We start from the raw sequence: 17,647 nt of genomic DNA, 5'->3' as shown, positions 1-17,647 counted from the left end.
TCTTATCTTGAAATTAAACTTATGTATTACAATTATTTTTCTTTTGCAAGGTTGTAAGGATAAAAAAACGACTCCCTAATGAGAGTCGTTTCGATGGGTTAATGTATATCAAATACGAATTGAATTTTCTTTTCAACAGGATCCCAACTAAGGTAAGCTGAAAACTCTTTTTCTCCTTTTTTGAAACCGTCGATGCGTTCGGATTTTCCATCTGCGAGAACTTTTTTCACGATTGCCTGGGTCATACGCTTTGAGAGAATGGTCTTAGAAATGGTGAAGCTGCACTTTGTTTTTTGATAATTGGAGCATCCGTAGAATTTTCCTTTGTCAACCACTTTTCCGCCACACTTCAAGCATGTGCCGACGCTGGTTTTCGATATTCTTTTACCTTTGCTCCCTTTCGACCGTTGGATGGAATCAGTATCAAGATCTTCGAAATTCCATGTGTTTGCCTCTTGAAGAGCGTTTTGAACAAGTTTATCGCTTAATTTCTTCACTTGCTCCATAAACTCTGGTGCGGACGCATACCCTTTTCCTATTTCCTGAAGTCGCTGCTCCCATTTTGCTGTCATTTCAGCTGATGCCAAGACATTTTCACCAATTGCCCGAATCAAAACTTTTGCTTTATCGGTTGGATAGACAATGTTCTTTTGGATGTCAATGTAGTTCCGATCTTTAAGCATGGTTATGATTCCAGCACGTGTTGCCTCGGTACCGAGACCTTCTGTTTGCTTTAACACTTTCTCGAGCTCATCATTATCCATGTATTTACCCGCTGTCTTCATTAAGGTAATCAGTTGACCTTCTGTGTAACGCTTAGGTGGCTGGGTTTTTCCTTCCTTGGTATGGACACTCTTGACAATGCCCTTGTCGCTTTCCTTAACAGGTGGCAGGAGCGGTTCGTCATCCTTTTCATTCTGCATCAGAACCTGTCTCCATCCTTCTTGGAGAATTTGCTTTCCTTTAGAAATGAATTCAGCCCGTTCGTCCACGACGGTAGTGATAGTAGTGTAATTGATCACAGCTTTGTTGTGATGTGCAGCGATAAAACGTTTAACCACTACATCATATATTTTCCTTTCGTCTCCTGATAGCGATTGAGGGTCGGTTACTTGTTCAGTTGGAATAATCGCATAGTGATCAGAAACCCTCGCTTCATTTACAAAACGTTTGTTATTCAGCAGGCTCTTATGAGGAGTGGGGATCCAGCTATTGTAAGGACTGTATTCCTGAAGCTTAGACAATATTTCCGGGAAGGTTTCTGCTTCCCCTTTGGTTACATATTGTGAATCTGACCTTGGGTAAGAAACAATTCCCTTTTGATAAAGCTTCTGCAGGACATCCAATGTTTTTTTAGGTGAAAATTTATACATTTTGTTAATCGTTGCCTGAAGAGCTGATAGATTAAAAAGTAATGGAGGAGCAAATTCTTTTCTTTCTGTTTTCATCTCTAGTACGCTTGCAGCCTTCCCTTGGCAGAACGAAGCAATCTTCTCTGCCAGTTCCTTTGTTTGAATTCGAGATTCTCCATCTTTTTGCCAAACTCCTTCGTACATGTGTTCTCCCATTTGAAAGGCTGCTTTCACTTCCCAGAAGGGTTCGCTTTTGAATTGCTCTATTTCTTCATCTCTTTTCACAATCAATGCAAGAGTCGGAGTTTGTACCCTGCCTGCAGAGAAAACATCCGACATGCCTTGCTGCTTTAGTAGAATGCTATACGCTCTCGATGCATTCATTCCCACAAGCCAGTCGGCACAAGCGCGGGAATAGGCTTCATAATAAAGGCTCCGCATTTCCGTTTCTTCTTTTAAACTGGTGAACCCTTGAATGATGGCTTTCTCTGTCAGGGATGAAATCCATAATCTTTTCATGGGTTTTTGCACCCGGGACATTGAAATAATATTCCGGATGATCAACTCACCTTCACGCCCGGCATCCCCTGCATGGATGATTTCTGTGACTTCCCTTTTTTTTAGAAGGTCTTTGATGACTGCGAATTGTTTCGCTTTTGCCCGTTGAAGCTCATATTGAAATCGTTGAGGAATGATGGGGAGGTCTTCCAACGTCCACTTCTTCCATTTGCTTTCATATTTTTCAGGGGCTTGAAGTTGAAAAAGATGACCTACAGCCCATGTGATATAAGCCCCATTGGGGAACACATCATTAGAATGTACTTCAATGTATCCTTGGCGTTTTCGATGAGGAAAAGGTTTAGCGAGGGTAGCTCCTTGATCGGGTTTTTCGGCAATAACAACTTTCATATCATTCTCCTGTCCAGCTTTATGATTCCTTTATTATAGCATGTTTTTCAGAACTCTTGTTCTATGTATGTGGAGAAATCATACTTGTTTTTTATCAGTCATATTCGAAACTAGTTTAATACAAATCTACTTGATAGAATAGGGTTGATTTTTTTTTTTGCGGTACCAAGGGTGGGCGTGAATGTACGAAGAGTGATCGTGGGTGGTGTAATGTTATAGTGAAATGGTGTTACAGATTAGAAGCCATATCTGTAACACCATTTCCTTATTGACCTAAATTTTCCAGATTCCCTTTAATCTCTTGTAGCTGATTAAAGGTGTTTACGATCTCAAGGTTTTGTAACTCTGAAATTTGGACTTCTCCCTTATCAATTTCAACTAAGGCACGATCAATTCCTTCCAGCGCTTGTTCATTATACCCTTCCACTTTTTTGTGGATGCTTTCTGCCAGCTGAGGCGGGGTCAGATCATTGATCTCTTGTATTTCTGTTTTCATGTCTTTTAATCTTGTTTCAAGTGCCGGTATGTTGGATGAATCTGCCGCTGCATTTTCCACTAATCCAGGAAAATCGTTTGCGAATTGCTCTGCTTCATTTAAATAATCGGTCATTTCCTCAACATAGGTCAAACTGTTATTTGCTTCCTCGAGGATTCCGCAGCCTGTCAGCATAAAAAAGCTGAGTAATATGATTAATTTTTTCATTGAATTTCATCCTTCCCTAGCTTTCTCTCCCTATATATACGAATGACCTTCGTATTGGTTTCATTTCATTTCATAAAAAGAAGGCTAACACACCGTTAGCCTTCTCCATGTCTTATTTAATGATTTGCAGTTCTTTAGGGAATTTGGTCAATGTTTCGTAACCATCCTTCGTTATTAGTACATCATCTTCAATTCTTACGCCGCCAATTTCCGGAACGTAAATTCCCGGCTCGATGGTGTAGGTCATTCCTTCTTTTAATATCCCATTATTTAAATGGCTCATTGATGGGAATTCATGTACGTTGATCCCAAGTCCGTGACCGATCCGATGGGGGAAATAGTCTCCATACCCTGCTTCTGTAATGATATCCCTTGCGATTTGATCCAGGTCACCAATACGGTTTCCGGGCTTACTTGCACCCAGGGATGCCAGTTCTGCTTTTAAAACGGTATTGTAGATTTCTTTTTGCTTGTCTGAAACCGATTTATAAGCGAATGTACGGGTGATGTCAGAGGTATATCCTTCAAGGACAACACCAAGATCAAACAAGACTAAATCTCCTGCCTTCAGCTTCCGGTCTCCTGGGTTTCCGTGCGGATCTCCAGCTTTTTCGCCAAAGAGCACCATCGTAGAGAAAGACATTTCACGAATGCCTTTTTTCTTTAATTCATACTCGATCTTTGCAAGAACTTCCATCTCCGTAATGCCTTCTTGGAGTGCACTTATACCTACTTCAACCCCGAAGTCTGCCATTTCAGCTGCACGGCGCATGATGGCGATTTCACCCTCATCCTTTACTAGACGCATCTCATTTAATTTATCTTCAACATTCACTATATTCGGTGAGTTGAACATGTTAATAAATGCCTGACTGCGGCCATACGTTACGACTTCATTTTCGAAAGCCACCTTGCGTCCATCAATTCCTCGTTTTTGAATGGCTTGTTGAATGAATTCCCATGGATTTTCGTGATCAGAGTAGCCGATCACTTCGTTATCCCAACCGGCATCCTTCACTTGACGTGCTTCCATTCCAGGTACCACCACAAATGGATCGGCATCTGGAAATACAAACAGTCCCATCAACCGCTCATGTGGATCCGTGTGGAAATTCGTTAAGTAAAATACATTTTCAGTTGAATTGATGAATGCGGCATCGATATTTTCTTCTTTTAACCAATTTTTCAGCATTTCTATACGTTGTTTCATCGTTAGTTCCTCCTCGAATTTCGTGATGTTATGTAATCGATTAATATGAGCATATCTATGCTATCACATTTTGAAGAAAGTTTGAAATAATCGTATTGAATCGGAAGGTACTTAATGGGGTTGTTTGTTTTTTTGATAGGGGTAAGCTTTTCCTACCTCTTGCCTATAAAGTACGGGCGGGGTTTGTGATATAATTTGAAGCATACAGTGAATGTAGGGTGGGAGTGGCCACTTCCTTATAGAAGGAGGTGGTGCTTATAGTGACAACGTATGAGGCGTTAACGCTAATGATTACCTTTGGCTCTTTAATTGTCTCCATCATTGCCATAGTTATTTCAAACGACAAAAAGAAATAACCCCACCCTCATGAAGCGCCTAAACTTTGAAGGGTAGAGTTATGTTCCTTTCTCTATTGGGCCACTGCTTTCCTTGCAGTTTGCTGTGTAGCAAGAGACATTGGTTGCCGCCAGTGTCTCTTGTTTTATCATTATGCTCTACTTTTAAGATAGTATAAATCCAGTCGGAAAGCAAGATGGGTACAAGCAAAACTTCACGAAAAATATAGCCTGGAGAAGAAATTCTCTAAATGCTTTATTAATACACAGGGTCTGTTTTCTTAGGCTTGCGAACAAGTGCCATGATTCCTGCGATCAGGAACAGAAGGCCTGGTACGAAACCAAATCCTATCGTGCCAAGTCCGATGACTAGGGCAGCGATGATAAACATGATTCCGGACAATACCGGTTTTTTATTTTTCACAATGGTCACTACAGCAATAATCCCCAGGATGGACGCAATGATTCCTAAGATAACAAGGTACGATCCAGTTGATTCAGCAGCGTTGATAATGGAACTTAAATCTCCTGCAGTCATCTCTGCATTTTGTATATTTGGATCACTCTCCATACCTTCTTCGAGTTGGGACATGACCTCAGGATTACTCATCCCCATATTAAGTACGATTCCGATTATGGAAAATAATGCGGATAAGATAATTCCGATTACTCCCATCACTACTTCTCCTGTTCGTTTCACCATTCTACTCTCTCCTTTATAGATAAATACTTTATAATATATTGTGCTAAAACGATACTATTCCTTTAAAAGGATAGTGTGTTTAGCTTCTTACTCATGTAGGCTTCCAGGATGGAATGATCTTCTGGAAATCCCAGGGGCAGGTTCTTTAACTCTTGAAGTGAAAACCATTCGATATTATGTATTAATTGATCAGGGTCCTGTATGGTGGCCGCACCTCCCAGGAGCTGGACTTCATAGTAATGAATTCTTATAGAAATACTTCCTTCATTCCCCCACTTTGTATACAAATGATTTCCTACTTCAACATCATAGCCTGTTTCTTCCCAAACTTCACGTCTGCAGCACTCCTGAAGGGATTCGCCCGATTCCATCCCCCCTGATGGAACAGACCACCGTTTCTCTTCTTCTTCTTTCCCTTGTAATACCATCAATAAACGACCTTCATGCATGCAAAGAGCGGATGCACCAATCCATTCATTCAATTAATCACCTCATTTCGTGTGGAAGCATTCAAGCTCATTCAATTATTTAATGAATGAGCTTATGTCTCCTTTAGCATATTCTCTCTTTTGACAAAATTCTCCTTCTACATAATTAAATTCTTTATATTCAGACATTTTCCGATCGTGCTATAAGGTCCGTCCCTCTTTGGTCTTTCTCATTCCGAGTTTCTTTAAGATGATGTTTTCCATTATGCTCCATGGAAGGACTGCTTTTAGTAATAGGGTTAATCGCACTCCTTTGCCTATGGGAATTCTAAATGATTTTTTCTTGTTTAGTGCTATTTCCCGTACGATCGAGGCAACTTCCCTTGGATCTCCAAGTGTATCTGCACCAGCTTGAATTTCCGAGTTGATGGCTTTCATGTAACGAAAGTAAGGAGAGTTTTCTTGCATCGAAAGTGGAGTGATTTTCTTACCTGATGTCCAGATATTCGTTTGATACGAACCGGGTTCGATCAGATGCACAGATATGCCAATGGGTTTAAGCTCCAATCTCAGACTTTCCGTGTATCCTTCTAATGCATGCTTAGAAGATACATAAGGACTAAGTCCAGGAAAGCCGAATCTGCCGCTAATGCTACTCATATTGATGATCTTCCCTTCTCCTTGCTTTCTCATATAAGGGAGAACAATTTGAGTCATTCTCATGGCACCAAAAACATTCGTTTCAAATTGTTCACGAAACTCATCGATTGTAACTTCTTCTGCAAATCCCGCACCGGCAAACCCAGCATTATTCAGGAGGATGTGCACCTTGCCCAAATCATTAAGGGCGGTAGAGAATTCCTTGATGGATGCTTCCGACGTTACATCCAATGGAAGCACTTTCACTAAATCCCCCACCTTTAGTTCCTCAGCCCGTTGTAGCAATGCCCTTCCTTTTTGTGGGTCTCTCATGGAGGCGATTACTTTATATCCAAGTTGTGCAAGCTCCAGCGTCGAGAGAAAACCAAACCCGCTATTCGCCCCCGTCACCACTGCTATTTTATGATTCATCCCAGCTTCCTCCCCATTTTTTCTTTCTATCAGTATAGCAATTATGATTCTGATCCACTGAGCTTTTTATCAAAAAAATGCAAAAAAAGGGTGGCTTCATCCCATTGAAGCCACCCTTTTAACGAGGAAGTCGTGTCAATTTCTATTCTTAATCTACAGCAACCCCATAGTATATTCAACATCTCTAAGAAGGGATGAACAGTTCTCTCGGGAAACGAATAGTCATCTATGGTCAATTTCATCAACTATTCATATATTTATATAATTGTAAGCATATTTATGGATCATTATTTTGCCTGCGTGAATCCAACTATTTTTCCATCACTAGAATAAAAGTTCACTTGAGGAACATGGAGCATACCCTCGTAAGGTTGGATGTGAATGAAGTAGTCATTCTCTTCAAGCTCTATACGTTTAAACTGGATATTTTCCCGGTATGTAAAGTAGTCAGCACCCATTTCGTCGCGGTCACCGTAAACAATAAACTGATAAGTATGAAGAAATTCTGTTCCGGCAGATAATAGAGGAGAATCATTAATACTGTACAGTTCATAAAGGGGTAGAACATTCATTTTTTTATAAATGGCCAGTCCGATCTGTTTTTCCCCGTCCTTATTCATATAGGTATAGAGAAGGAGGTATTGCTGCCCGGATTCTTTTTCTGAAACAACTTTCAGATCATGGTAAGTGCCCTTAAACTCTAATTGTTCAAGGTGTTGCCTAAATGCACCCTTTCTTGTGATAAATTCACCTTTTTCAAAATAGAGAGTGATTGCAAAGGCAATTAGTGAAGACACTAACAGTGATAGGAGGAACCTTCCCCTGGTATTCTTTTTTTCTTCCAACCAGCATCCCTCCGAAAAATTAACATATTTATCCTGATTTTATCATGATTCTTACATAAATTCCTCATGTATACAAACAAACCGGCAGAAAATTCATTCTGCCGGTTTCCTGCTTACGACTGCAAATCTACCGGGACTACTGCACTCTTAAGCTCACTATTTAATTCTGCTCTATATTGCTGTTCCTGCTCTGTATTCCACTTCAGAAGCTTCGTCATTATCTCGATTACAGGCTCCTTCCATTTCTCCACCCACTCACGATCGAAGAATAAAGCACCAGTCCGTCTAATAAAGAAATCAACCGGCGTCGCGGCCATCTCCTCCTGAATCGCATAAATCAGTTGCGCATATAAATAAGGAGGGACGGACCTTTCATCACTTGTTCCACTATAAGCATGAGCAAGCTTATAGAGCTGATCCACGTTTGAACCGTACATGGCTGCAAGCTTTCTTCCCTCTTCCTCTGTTAATCCAAATTGATGCGCCTCATCTGCTTTTTGATCAATAAATGCTCGGAAGTTTTTCGATCCTCCTACATGACCTCCAGAGATCGGCATATGCTTCGTAGAAGAAGCGGGAAACTTCTTCTTGTTCTCTTCTTTTAATCTTTTTGATACAAGGTCAACCACTGTTTCCCCCATTTTACGGTAACCAGTAAGCTTTCCCCCGGCAATAGTGATGAGTCCACTTTCTGCTTCCCAAAGTTCATCTTTACGGGATATTTCAGAAGGGTCCTTCCCTTTTTCAAAAATTAAGGGTCGTACACCTGCCCAGCTCGATTCCACATCCTCTTTCCCTACAGATACATCGGGAAACATAAAATGAATCGCATCCAGGATATAATCCCGGTCCTCAGATGTCATATGAGGAGATGATTTTTCCTGATCGAAAAATGTGTCAGTTGTTCCGACATAAGCTTTGCCATCTCGGGGAATCGCGAATACCATTCTTTTATCAGGAGTATCAAAGTAAACCGCCTGCTGAAGCGGGAATTTGCTTTGATCAATGACAAGATGAACACCCTTAGTTAAGCGAAGCTGTTTGTTATTCGTACTGTAATCCTTTCCGCGTACATCATCTACCCAAGGACCTGCGGCGTTGACGAATTTTGAACCGCGGATTTCGATCGTATCCCCCGTTACCAGATCTTCAGCTTCAATTCCGACTACTTTCTTATTTTCATAGAGGAATCGCTGGGATTTCATATAGTTTAAAGCCGTTGCTCCATGAGCGACTGCTTCCTTCATGACTTCGATGGTTAAACGTGCATCGTCTGTACGGTATTCTACATAGTAACCTCCGCCTTTCAAACCATCTTTTTTGACGAGGGGCTCTTTCGTTAACGTTTCAGATACCGATAGCATGGATCGTCTTTCACTTCTCTTAACACCAGCGAGATAGTCATATACCTTCAAGCCAATCGAGGTGCTGAATTTACCGAATGTTCCTCCTTTATGAAGGGGTAATAGCATCCATTCAGGTGTGGTGACATGAGGTCCGTTTTCGTATACGATTTCCCGTTCTTTTCCTACTTCTGCAACCATTTTCACTTCGAATTGTTTTAAATAACGTAAGCCTCCGTGGACTAATTTTGTTGAACGGCTGGACGTACCCGCCGCAAAATCCTGCATCTCGACCAGGGCAACCTTCATCCCCCGTTTGGATGCATCGAGGGCGATTCCTGCACCGGTAATTCCTCCTCCGATTACAATCAGGTCGAATTGGTTCGATGACAATGTATGTTTCACTTCTTGTCGGGCAGTACTTGAAAATGTCATAGTTGGTTCCTCCTAGGATTAAAGAAATAATTCAAACTCTCACTCTACTGTTTAACCATAAAAAAAGAGACCGAAACAAACATCATGGGTGTAGTGTGCCATAATGCAAGTTTGGTCTCTCTTGGTCTCTAACCGTTTTATTAACTTGTGCTCATTATATCATATGTTTCTTTTATTTAAAAGCCATAGCTGCTTTCACAGCTTTTTTCCAGCCGTTGTATAGTTCTTCCTGTGTCTCAGTGGCCATATCCGGTTCGAATTGTTTGTCTTTATTCCATTGCTTGGAGATTTCTTCGCGATCTTTCCAGAACCCGACAGCAAGTCCTGCAAGGTAGGCAGCACCAAGAGCGGTTGTTTCATTGACGACCGGACGTTCGACCGGTACGGATAGCAGATCGCTCTGGAACTGCATTAAGAAATCATTTTTGACCGCCCCTCCATCGACTCGAAGTTTCTTAAGGGAGATTCCGGAATCCGCTTCCATGGCAGTCAAGACATCTTTCGTCTGATAGGCAAGTGATTCCAATGTGGCTCTTACAAAATGCTCTTTCGAAGTGCCTCGGGTCAAACCAAACACAGCACCGCGAACATCACTGTCCCAATAAGGAGTTCCCAATCCTACAAAGGCAGGGACAACATACACTCCATCGGTTGAGTCCACTTTTTCTGCGTAGCCCTGGCTGTCCTTTGCATCCTTCAGCATACGCAGTCCATCGCGAAGCCACTGAATCGCAGAACCGGCTACGAAAATGCTGCCTTCAAGAGCATATTCGACCTTTCCGTCGATTCCCCAGGCAAGTGTCGTTAATAGTCCATTATCAGACTTCACTGCTTTTTCACCCGTATTCATAAGCATAAAGCAGCCTGTTCCATACGTATTCTTAGCCATGCCTTTCTCATAACAGGCCTGTCCAAACATTGCGGCCTGCTGATCCCCCGCTGCACCTGCGATCGGTATCTCTCTCCCAAAAAAATGATACGGAACCGTTTTTCCATACACTTCCGATGAGGGACGGACCTCTGGAAGCATACTTGCTGGTACACCAAGAATATCTAGCAGCTCTTCATCCCATTTCAGGTCATGGATATTATACATAAGTGTCCGTGATGCGTTAGAGTAATCTGTTACGTGTGCGGTTCCACCAGTCATTTTCCAGATTAACCAGGTGTCAATCGTTCCGAACAGAAGCTTTCCTTCTTCCGCTTTTTTCTTTACTCCTTCGACGTTGTCCAGAATCCATTTGACTTTCGTACCGGAGAAATAAGCATCAATCAGTAATCCGGTTTTATCACGGAAGGTTTCGTTTAATCCTTGTGATTTTAAATCATCACAAATTCCGGCAGTTTGACGGGATTGCCACACGATCGCATTGTAAACCGGGTCACCGGTCTCCTTATCCCACACGACGGTTGTTTCACGTTGATTGGTGATTCCGATACCTTCTATTTGTTCAGGTTTCACACTTGATTCCGATAAAACACTTGCAATGACGGCCAGAACGGATCCCCAAATTTCATTTGCGCTGTGCTCTACCCAGCCCGGTTTAGGAAAATGCTGAGTAAACTCTTTTTGTGCAGTATGAACGATTTCCCCTTGTTTATTAAAAAGGATGGCTCTTGAGCTTGTTGTTCCTTGATCCAAAGATAAAATGTACTTTTCCATTGATAACCCCTCCAAAGATTAATTTTCAGTTGATAATTGATGTACTTTTTGGGCTAAACTGTTCTTTCTGTCACTCAAATGGGCAAGTCCAAGAACAGCAAGTGTGATAACCAGGACGACCCAGAAGCTTGTCGTGACTTGTCCAAGGAAAACCGCTTTATAAAAAACGCCTCCAAATGATCCGCCTAACACTGGGCCGACTACAGGAATCCATGAATATCCCCAGTTGGATGGACCCTTTCCCGGAATCGGAAGCAGGAAGTGTGCGATCCGCGGTCCAAGATCACGAGCTGGATTGATGGCATAGCCGGTTGTTCCACCAAGTGAGATCCCGATTGCAATAATAAGGAAACCGACAATAAATGGATTCAATCCGTCTGTAAAGGTATTCGCCCCTATGGATAATAATCCTACTACTAAAACAAAAGTTCCAATGATTTCACTCAATAAATTAGAAAAATAATGTGGAATGGCCGGACCCGTAGCAAAAACCCCTAATTTTACACCGGGATCCTTTGTTGCGTGCCAGTGGGGTAAAAAGTGTAAATAAGTAACCGTGGCCCCAATGATTGCTCCAATCATTTGAGCCAGGATATACTCAGGTACATTGCTCCATGGGAAGTCCCCATTGAATGCAAGTCCTAATGTGACAGCCGGATTTAAGTGAGCCCCGCTAAACTGCCCAACGGCGTATACGCTCATGGCGACACCCAACCCCCATCCGAATGTGATGACGATCCATCCGGCGTTATAAGCGAATGACTTCTTGAGATTCACATTGGCACAAACCCCCGCACCGAAAATGATGAGCAATGCTGTCCCTACCACTTCTCCTAAAAATGCATTCATGTTTCATCCCTCATTTCAATTTGATTTTGCTTTGTTTTCCTATGCTGCTGAACGTTAACAAACATGTGTGTAACACCTGTCCTTAAAAAGAGAACTTGCGGCACTACCCATTTTCTGGTTTTTACGGGGCTTTTTAGCTCGTTTACCCCATAAATGCCAGTGGTAATCTTGTTAATCGATCGATAACAGAGCCTGTGGAAAAAAATAAAAAAACTCACGGAATATGCCCATCAATAGCAGGCAATTCACGTGAGTCTCTTCATCTCTTTCACAACGTATTAACTTGTGAACTATATTACTTCACAATGAAAGCGGTGTCAATGAATTTTTGTGATTTTTCATCTGTCAAAATGTTTCCAGAGTACCCGATCAGAAGTCGTAATCGCCGTTGCGCCTGCCTCGATTGCTGCTTCCACTTCCTCCACTGTGTCAATCAGTCCTCCTGCAAATATGGGCTTGCCCGTCTTTTCACCTATTTCTTTTATAATTTTAGGAACCACACCAGGCAGCACTTCAATAAAGTCGGGATCTGTCTTATGTATAAGTTCAATGCTCCGATTCATGGCACTTGAGTCAATCACGAACATTCGTTGAGTGGCAAAAACACCTTTTTGTCTTGCTTTTTTTATCACATTTCCTTTAGTGGATATAATGCCATAGGGTTTGATTTCCTGACAGACATATTCCGCAGCATACTCATCACTTGATAAGCCGTGAATTAAATCTAAATGTAAAAACATCTTTCGATTCTGGTTTCGCGCATAGTCGAAGACGCTCTTCAGCATCCCGACATGGAGATCGAGAAACACACCATATTGAAAAGAGGTTTCAAGCATTTTATCAAAGTCCTTCATAGAGCGGATGGCAGGCATTATCTTTTGACCTTCAAAACTCATTATTTTACCCCCTTATTGATGTAGCATGTATGTTTTCACAAGGAGAAATTATACCATAAATGATACAGTATGTTTTAAATAGTAGCAGCCATATTGATTTTACCACAATATTACATTTTATGGGACTGGCATATTCATCAGGCGTAAAGTTAGATTCCGTTAAAGGTGAGAGATATAATCATCTGTAAAATACATTAAAGGAGTGTTCAAAATGAGTTCACCATATACTCTACTATTTTCAAAAGGAAACCTCGGAGCCAGCTTAACTAAGAATCGTTATATAGTTGCACCCATGACCCGGGTGAGTGCAGAAGAAAACGGCGTGGCAAATGAAACGATGGAAAAGTATTATGAACGCTTTGCAAAAGGCGGTTTCGGTGTCATCATCTCAGAAGGAATATACACAGATAATCAATACAGTCAGGGATACTTCAACCAGCCGGGCATTGTCAATAAAGAGCAAATAGAAGCATGGAGAAAAATTGTTCAAACGGTTCACGACCACGAATCCTTGATGATCGCTCAGCTTATGCACGCAGGAGGACAAAGTCAAGGTAATGCCTATAAAGACAATACTAAAGCACCTTCTGCCATTGCACCTAAGGGTGATCAACTCGGATTCTACGGAGGGTCCGGCCCCTTCCCTGTGCCGGAAGAAATGACGGTGGACGATATTGAAGCTGTCAAAAAGTCCTTCGTAGAAAGTGCTGTTAATGCCAAAGAAGCAGGATTTGAAGGTGTAGAAATTCATGGTGCCAATGGATATTTACTAGATCAGTTCTTGACGGATTATTTAAATAAACGAGAAGATGAATACGGTGGCTCACTTGAAAATCGACTTCGTCTACTAACCGAGATCATCCACGATGTCCGGAGTGCTGTCGGCGATGACTTTGTGGTAGGGATTCGTATTTCTCAAGGGAAAGTGGCAGATCAAAGTTATAAATGGCCAGAAGGACAAGCTGCCGCTCAGACAATCTTCACCACTTTAGGAAAAACAGAACTTGATTATATTCATACAACTGACGGAGATGGTGCACAACCTTCCTTCGGTGAGAACAGTCAGACACTTGCCGAGGCTGCTACTTCCTTTAGTCGATTACCGGTAATAGCCAATGGTCAACTCGGTGATCCTTCTAAAGCAGAAGTACTTCTACAAAAAGAACAGGCTGAGTTTATCAGCTTAGGTACAAGTGCCCTTGCGAACCCGGATCTTCCGAATAAGGTTGAAAAAGACTTGGATTTTGAGGAGTTCGACTTTGAAAAAATCTTGCTTCCTCAAGCATATGTGAAAAAACATGAGCTTGAGATGAAAATTGTAGAATAAGTATTATGCAAAAGAAGAACCCTTCACTGACATGAAGGGTTCTTCTTTTCGTGATATAAGTCGGAAGTAAGTTAATAATTTTACACCAATAGGATCTGCAAGCCTTGTCTTCTTTTAAATCAAATAGGTTGATGGAATTGTTCCTGCTTTTCCATGTATTATACGTTGTATTGCAGGATCTTGATAGCGGGACCTTATTTTTCATTTCCTAAAAGGGACTGGATACGAGCTTGCATTTCAGTTTTACTGTGATACTCGAACATACCGATTCCATTCCCCCATGGATCCTGAAAGGTTGCCCACTTGACTGGAACTTCCTCTCTTTCATGGATGTCAAAGTACTTTGTACCTAAAAGGGATGACAGTCTTTCCCGTTCTCTGCTAATATCTTCAACACCCAAACGGATGGGACCGGAATTAGGCGTTGGTGTGCCCTCTGCTACCTGTAGCCAACAGCCGGGAATGAGTTCCCATTCTGCAAATCCTTCGTGAGGAATGAAATCAGGAGTGCGGTTTAATAGAGTTTCATACCATTTTTGCCCTTTTTGCATATCAGTTACCCGGACTTGTACCGTCATTTCATAAATCATAGAATCTCTCCTTTTTTTTAAGCAGGGTGATTTAATCATCTATTTCCTTTTAGGGAAGAGTGCTTTAGGGTGATTTGATTTAGCAATACAACAACTGACCAAGACTAATAAATATTAAATCAGATAGCCCAGTTCCCATTACGGAAAATAGCGATCTTTCTTCCATCATGGCACACTCCATCTATATTCATATGTTCTGAACCAATCATGAAATCTTCGTGAACCACACTTTCATTGAGTCCTTTTTCTTCCCGTTCTTCATCGGATAAGATGTCTCCATCCTTTATACAAGTCGGGTAAGAGGAACCGATCGCTAAATGATTTGATGCATTCTCATCGAATAAGGTGTTAAAGAATAGAACGCCAGAATCTGAGATAGGAGACTGATGTGGGACAAGGGCCACCTCTCCAAGGTAGGCCGCTCCATCGTCTGTCAGGATCAATTTTTTCAGGATTTCCTCCCCTTCTCTGGCTGTGATTTTCTTAATTTCCCCATCTTCAAACGTAAGGGTGAAATCGTCGATCACGTTCCCATTGTAAGCGAGTGGTTTGGTACTTGAAACTATGCCATTGACTCCGGTTTTTACAGGGACAGTATATACTTCTTCTGTCGGCATATTGGCAATAAAATGGGTTCCATCTGGTGTTTTACTTGCTCCTGTCAGCCATAAGTGATCTTCATGGAGTTCAACGGTAAGGTCCGTCCCTTCCGATTGGTAGTGCAAGGATTTGAGCTTTAGGTGATTGAGTTCGCTTGCTTTGTTGGTCAGGGTTTCGATATGTGTTTGCCAAGCGAGGACTGGATCTTCATGATTAATACGAACGGATGTGAAGATACGGTCCCAAAGACTTGGGATTCTTTCTTTCTCTGGTAAGTCAGGAAAAACCTTGTCTGCCCATTTTTGTGAAGGGATAGCCACGATAGACCAGCTGATCTGATCCTTTTCAATCGCTTCATAGAAACGGTCCAGGGCATCTCCACTTGCTTTTTCAAAATTAAGGATTCGGTCTGGATCGATTCCTTTCAACAGGTCCGGATCATTAGCTTCTATTTGAAGAAAGGCTCCTTTATTGTCCACAACCCATTCATGCGCAACAGCCAGCCAGCTTGGGAATTCGTAGAAAGTGTCATCCGGGGCCAGTTCATAATGTGTTCTCATGATTTCCTCGTCGTACCATTGAACATGCACGTTTCTTGCTCCGGCAAGATATGCTTCTTTTACAACAATGCGTACGAATTTTTCAGTTCCGAGTGGTGCAGAAATCCAAAGGGGCTGATCAGGCTGAACATTTACTCCCACTTTAATCGCGAGCTCTGCGTATTGAATTATTTTTTGGTCGAAATCTTTATGTATTGTCATTTTGTTAACTCCTATTCTAGTAGTCTATTAATGCAAGCAATCATCTTTTCTTGAGTTTCTTCCAGTGATTCACTGTGTTGTTCAACCTCAGCCTCTCCATAAAACAGTTCGCCGAATCGATCTGCCTCTTCATTTCGCGGAATAACGTGCATATGATAATGCGTTAACTCGTTGTAGATGCCCCCATTCTGGCAGATGGTAATCCCGTTGGGTTTATATAGAGCCTGAACGGCTTGTGCAACGAGTTGTGAAGCCTTCATTATGGAGAGACTTTCTTCTTCACTGAATTCCGTTACTTCCACGTTGTGTCGTTTAGGGAGAATCAGGGTATGTCCGGGGTGATGCGGTACATGGTCCAAAAAGCAGGCCACATGATCATTTTCGTATATGATAAATACTCTCTCTTTTTCATTTGCAAGGCGGCAGCCGAGACAATCTTCCATACATATACCTCCAATTTAAAGGGATTCCATCAATAATGTCGAATTCTGTTTGAATAGCTAAAATAAAATAAAAGCTCCTCTCATCATATCATGGAACAGAAAGAAGGTCAGAAAATAATGGAAATTCAATTACTCAATGAAAAACATGCTGAAGCTTATTGGCAGCTTCGTTTGGAAATGTTGCAGCAGAGTCCTTCAAGCTTCGGAAGCAGCTATGAAGAAGCCATTGCCCGTACCAATCCAATTGAAGTGACAGCCGAGAGACTTGCGAAAAATGGCAGCTACACGTTTGGTTACTTTGATGACGGGAAACTAGTCGGAGCGGTGACCCTCGTACGTGAAGGAGCATTAAAAATGAAGCATAAAGCTTCTATCTTTGCCATGTATGTTTCCCCTGCCCATCGTGGGAAAGGATTCGCAAGAGGGCTGCTTCAAGCTGCCATCACTCAAGCAAAAGCTGAAGATGGCATTGAACAAGTTATGATTACTGTTGTGACAACCAATGAAACAGCGAAGGGCCTCTATCACTCTTGTGGATTCAAGCCATACGGGACAGAAAAGCGGGCATTGAAATATAACGATGAATATTTCGATGAAGAACTGATGGTTTTGTTCTTATAAAACTCTTTTCACATTGTAAAACGGTGAGTCCCAAGATGTGGATTCACCGTTTTTTATAGTACATGATAATCAAAGCTAATAAGTAAAAACGCAATGACAAAGACTGAAACCATCAATGCCCGAACCGGGTTTTTGAAGTGAAGGCGCAGCATGGGAAACATAATAAAATAAAACAGGAGGGTCCACCAAAGATTCCAGCCTTCAAAATATTCAATGGAATCCATTCTCCACGCTGCCCATTCAATCAAGATGGCAACACCTATGTACTTAAAATAATAGAAGATTTTCATTCTGATCTCCTCTGGATAGTGGCTCAAAAAGAGAACCACAAGGCAAGGATAAGCGATCATCGTGTAAAGTGAATCCGTCACAAACATATTGATGAAAAAGCCATCTAGTTCCCAAACCGCCTTCATGGTGTAGCTGATATACTGATAAAACATATTGAAAAAACTAAAATAATAGATCGTGGGAAGAAATTCTCTCCATCTATTCCAGGAACCCCATTTCAAGGAACTGAGAATAATCACTACTATGACTACAATATGAAACATGGGATCCCC

Annotated in this window: 18 protein-coding genes; 3 read left to right on the top strand and 15 right to left on the bottom strand. The window is 41.7% G+C overall.

Going from position 1 to position 17,647, the window contains the following annotated elements; all coding sequences use genetic code 11:
- Positions 1–98: 98 nt before the first annotated feature.
- From ACOSV2_RS05130 to ACOSV2_RS05120, 3 genes are all read right to left on the bottom strand, one after another.
- A complete protein-coding gene (locus tag ACOSV2_RS05130) occupies positions 99–2,261 on the bottom strand; it encodes a DNA topoisomerase III (protein ID WP_428974192.1) in 2,163 nt (720 codons plus the stop codon).
- Between the two features lie 265 nt (positions 2,262–2,526).
- Positions 2,527–2,964 (bottom strand): DUF6376 family protein, encoded by a 438-nt coding sequence (locus tag ACOSV2_RS05125; RefSeq protein WP_324743856.1) that lies wholly within the window; start codon positions 2,962–2,964, stop codon positions 2,527–2,529.
- 112 nt (positions 2,965–3,076) lie between these two features.
- Positions 3,077–4,174 (bottom strand): M24 family metallopeptidase, encoded by a 1,098-nt coding sequence (locus tag ACOSV2_RS05120; protein WP_428974191.1) that lies wholly within the window; start codon positions 4,172–4,174, stop codon positions 3,077–3,079.
- A gap of 260 nt (positions 4,175–4,434) precedes the next feature.
- Here ACOSV2_RS05120 and ACOSV2_RS05115 point away from each other — a divergent pair, with 260 nt between their 5' ends.
- Positions 4,435–4,530 carry a putative holin-like toxin gene (locus ACOSV2_RS05115; RefSeq protein WP_224940763.1) on the top strand — a complete coding sequence of 32 codons (96 nt, stop codon included), beginning with the start codon at positions 4,435–4,437 and terminating at the stop codon, positions 4,528–4,530.
- 238 nt (positions 4,531–4,768) lie between these two features.
- Here the strand turns inward: ACOSV2_RS05115 and ACOSV2_RS05110 are convergent, their stop codons facing one another.
- The 8 genes from ACOSV2_RS05110 to ACOSV2_RS05075 all read right to left on the bottom strand — a co-directional run bounded on the left by ACOSV2_RS05110 (position 4,769) and on the right by ACOSV2_RS05075 (position 12,742).
- Positions 4,769–5,212: a DUF4064 domain-containing protein gene (locus ACOSV2_RS05110; protein ID WP_428974190.1), complete on the bottom strand. Its 444-nt coding sequence runs from the start codon at positions 5,210–5,212 to the stop codon at positions 4,769–4,771.
- Positions 5,213–5,274: 62 nt separating this feature from the next.
- Positions 5,275–5,694 (bottom strand): NUDIX hydrolase, encoded by a 420-nt coding sequence (locus ACOSV2_RS05105; protein ID WP_428974189.1) that lies wholly within the window; start codon positions 5,692–5,694, stop codon positions 5,275–5,277.
- A gap of 147 nt (positions 5,695–5,841) precedes the next feature.
- The gene (locus ACOSV2_RS05100; RefSeq protein ID WP_428974188.1) at positions 5,842–6,711 is read right to left on the bottom strand and encodes an SDR family oxidoreductase; all 870 of its coding nucleotides are present in this window, start codon (positions 6,709–6,711) and stop codon (positions 5,842–5,844) included.
- Positions 6,712–6,998: 287 nt separating this feature from the next.
- Positions 6,999–7,556 (bottom strand): hypothetical protein, encoded by a 558-nt coding sequence (locus ACOSV2_RS05095; RefSeq protein ID WP_428974187.1) that lies wholly within the window; start codon positions 7,554–7,556, stop codon positions 6,999–7,001.
- A 113-nt stretch (positions 7,557–7,669) separates the two neighbouring features.
- Positions 7,670–9,334 (bottom strand): glycerol-3-phosphate dehydrogenase/oxidase, encoded by a 1,665-nt coding sequence (locus ACOSV2_RS05090; protein WP_428974186.1) that lies wholly within the window; start codon positions 9,332–9,334, stop codon positions 7,670–7,672.
- A gap of 172 nt (positions 9,335–9,506) precedes the next feature.
- Complete coding sequence (glpK, locus tag ACOSV2_RS05085; protein WP_428974185.1) at positions 9,507–10,997, bottom strand: glycerol kinase GlpK; 1,491 nt, start codon at positions 10,995–10,997, stop codon at positions 9,507–9,509.
- Between the two features lie 18 nt (positions 10,998–11,015).
- Complete coding sequence (locus tag ACOSV2_RS05080) at positions 11,016–11,846, bottom strand: MIP/aquaporin family protein (RefSeq protein ID WP_428974184.1); 831 nt, start codon at positions 11,844–11,846, stop codon at positions 11,016–11,018.
- Between the two features lie 338 nt (positions 11,847–12,184).
- Positions 12,185–12,742: a glycerol-3-phosphate responsive antiterminator gene (locus tag ACOSV2_RS05075; RefSeq protein ID WP_044337019.1), complete on the bottom strand. Its 558-nt coding sequence runs from the start codon at positions 12,740–12,742 to the stop codon at positions 12,185–12,187.
- A 211-nt stretch (positions 12,743–12,953) separates the two neighbouring features.
- Here ACOSV2_RS05075 and ACOSV2_RS05070 point away from each other — a divergent pair, with 211 nt between their 5' ends.
- Entirely contained in the window at positions 12,954–14,069 is a 1,116-nt protein-coding gene (locus ACOSV2_RS05070; RefSeq protein WP_428974183.1) for an oxidoreductase, read from the top strand.
- A 194-nt stretch (positions 14,070–14,263) separates the two neighbouring features.
- Here the strand turns inward: ACOSV2_RS05070 and ACOSV2_RS05065 are convergent, their stop codons facing one another.
- The 3 genes from ACOSV2_RS05065 to ACOSV2_RS05055 form a co-directional block, all read right to left on the bottom strand.
- Entirely contained in the window at positions 14,264–14,659 is a 396-nt protein-coding gene (locus tag ACOSV2_RS05065) for a VOC family protein (RefSeq protein WP_428974182.1), read from the bottom strand.
- Between the two features lie 119 nt (positions 14,660–14,778).
- Positions 14,779–16,020, bottom strand: a complete 1,242-nt coding sequence (locus ACOSV2_RS05060) for an aminopeptidase (RefSeq protein ID WP_428974181.1) — start codon at positions 16,018–16,020, stop codon at positions 14,779–14,781.
- Positions 16,021–16,031: 11 nt separating this feature from the next.
- Positions 16,032–16,463 carry an HIT family protein gene (locus ACOSV2_RS05055; protein ID WP_428974180.1) on the bottom strand — a complete coding sequence of 144 codons (432 nt, stop codon included), beginning with the start codon at positions 16,461–16,463 and terminating at the stop codon, positions 16,032–16,034.
- A gap of 117 nt (positions 16,464–16,580) precedes the next feature.
- Here ACOSV2_RS05055 and ACOSV2_RS05050 point away from each other — a divergent pair, with 117 nt between their 5' ends.
- Positions 16,581–17,084, top strand: coding sequence for a GNAT family N-acetyltransferase (locus tag ACOSV2_RS05050; protein WP_428974179.1), 504 nt, complete (start codon positions 16,581–16,583; stop codon positions 17,082–17,084).
- 53 nt (positions 17,085–17,137) lie between these two features.
- On the opposite strand, the gene ACOSV2_RS05045 is transcribed toward ACOSV2_RS05050, so the two are convergent.
- Positions 17,138–17,638, bottom strand: coding sequence for a CBO0543 family protein (locus tag ACOSV2_RS05045; protein WP_428974178.1), 501 nt, complete (start codon positions 17,636–17,638; stop codon positions 17,138–17,140).
- Between the last annotated feature and the right edge of the window lie 9 nt (positions 17,639–17,647).

Source organism: Rossellomorea sp. DUT-2 (genome assembly GCF_052665285.1).
The sequence above is the reverse complement of the archived record's forward strand: the minus strand, read 5'-3'. Positions and strand labels throughout refer to the sequence as shown.

What these genes read in the sequence shown, in the direction of transcription:
- ACOSV2_RS05130 (WP_428974192.1), bottom strand. Translation starts at nt 2,261, where the DNA reads ATGAAAGTTGTTATTGCCGAAAAACCCGATCAAGGAGCTACCCTCGCT.
- ACOSV2_RS05125 (WP_324743856.1), bottom strand. Translation starts at nt 2,964, where the DNA reads ATGAAAAAATTAATCATATTACTCAGCTTTTTTATGCTGACAGGCTGC.
- ACOSV2_RS05120 (WP_428974191.1), bottom strand. Translation starts at nt 4,174, where the DNA reads ATGAAACAACGTATAGAAATGCTGAAAAATTGGTTAAAAGAAGAAAAT.
- ACOSV2_RS05110 (WP_428974190.1), bottom strand. Translation starts at nt 5,212, where the DNA reads ATGGTGAAACGAACAGGAGAAGTAGTGATGGGAGTAATCGGAATTATC.
- ACOSV2_RS05100 (WP_428974188.1), bottom strand. Translation starts at nt 6,711, where the DNA reads ATGAATCATAAAATAGCAGTGGTGACGGGGGCGAATAGCGGGTTTGGT.
- ACOSV2_RS05090 (WP_428974186.1), bottom strand. Translation starts at nt 9,334, where the DNA reads ATGACATTTTCAAGTACTGCCCGACAAGAAGTGAAACATACATTGTCA.
- glpK (WP_428974185.1), bottom strand. Translation starts at nt 10,997, where the DNA reads ATGGAAAAGTACATTTTATCTTTGGATCAAGGAACAACAAGCTCAAGA.
- ACOSV2_RS05080 (WP_428974184.1), bottom strand. Translation starts at nt 11,846, where the DNA reads ATGAATGCATTTTTAGGAGAAGTGGTAGGGACAGCATTGCTCATCATT.
- ACOSV2_RS05075 (WP_044337019.1), bottom strand. Translation starts at nt 12,742, where the DNA reads ATGAGTTTTGAAGGTCAAAAGATAATGCCTGCCATCCGCTCTATGAAG.
- ACOSV2_RS05070 (WP_428974183.1), top strand. Translation starts at nt 12,954, where the DNA reads ATGAGTTCACCATATACTCTACTATTTTCAAAAGGAAACCTCGGAGCC.
- ACOSV2_RS05065 (WP_428974182.1), bottom strand. Translation starts at nt 14,659, where the DNA reads ATGATTTATGAAATGACGGTACAAGTCCGGGTAACTGATATGCAAAAA.
- ACOSV2_RS05060 (WP_428974181.1), bottom strand. Translation starts at nt 16,020, where the DNA reads ATGACAATACATAAAGATTTCGACCAAAAAATAATTCAATACGCAGAG.
- ACOSV2_RS05055 (WP_428974180.1), bottom strand. Translation starts at nt 16,463, where the DNA reads ATGGAAGATTGTCTCGGCTGCCGCCTTGCAAATGAAAAAGAGAGAGTA.
- ACOSV2_RS05050 (WP_428974179.1), top strand. Translation starts at nt 16,581, where the DNA reads ATGGAAATTCAATTACTCAATGAAAAACATGCTGAAGCTTATTGGCAG.
- ACOSV2_RS05045 (WP_428974178.1), bottom strand. Translation starts at nt 17,638, where the DNA reads ATGTTTCATATTGTAGTCATAGTAGTGATTATTCTCAGTTCCTTGAAA.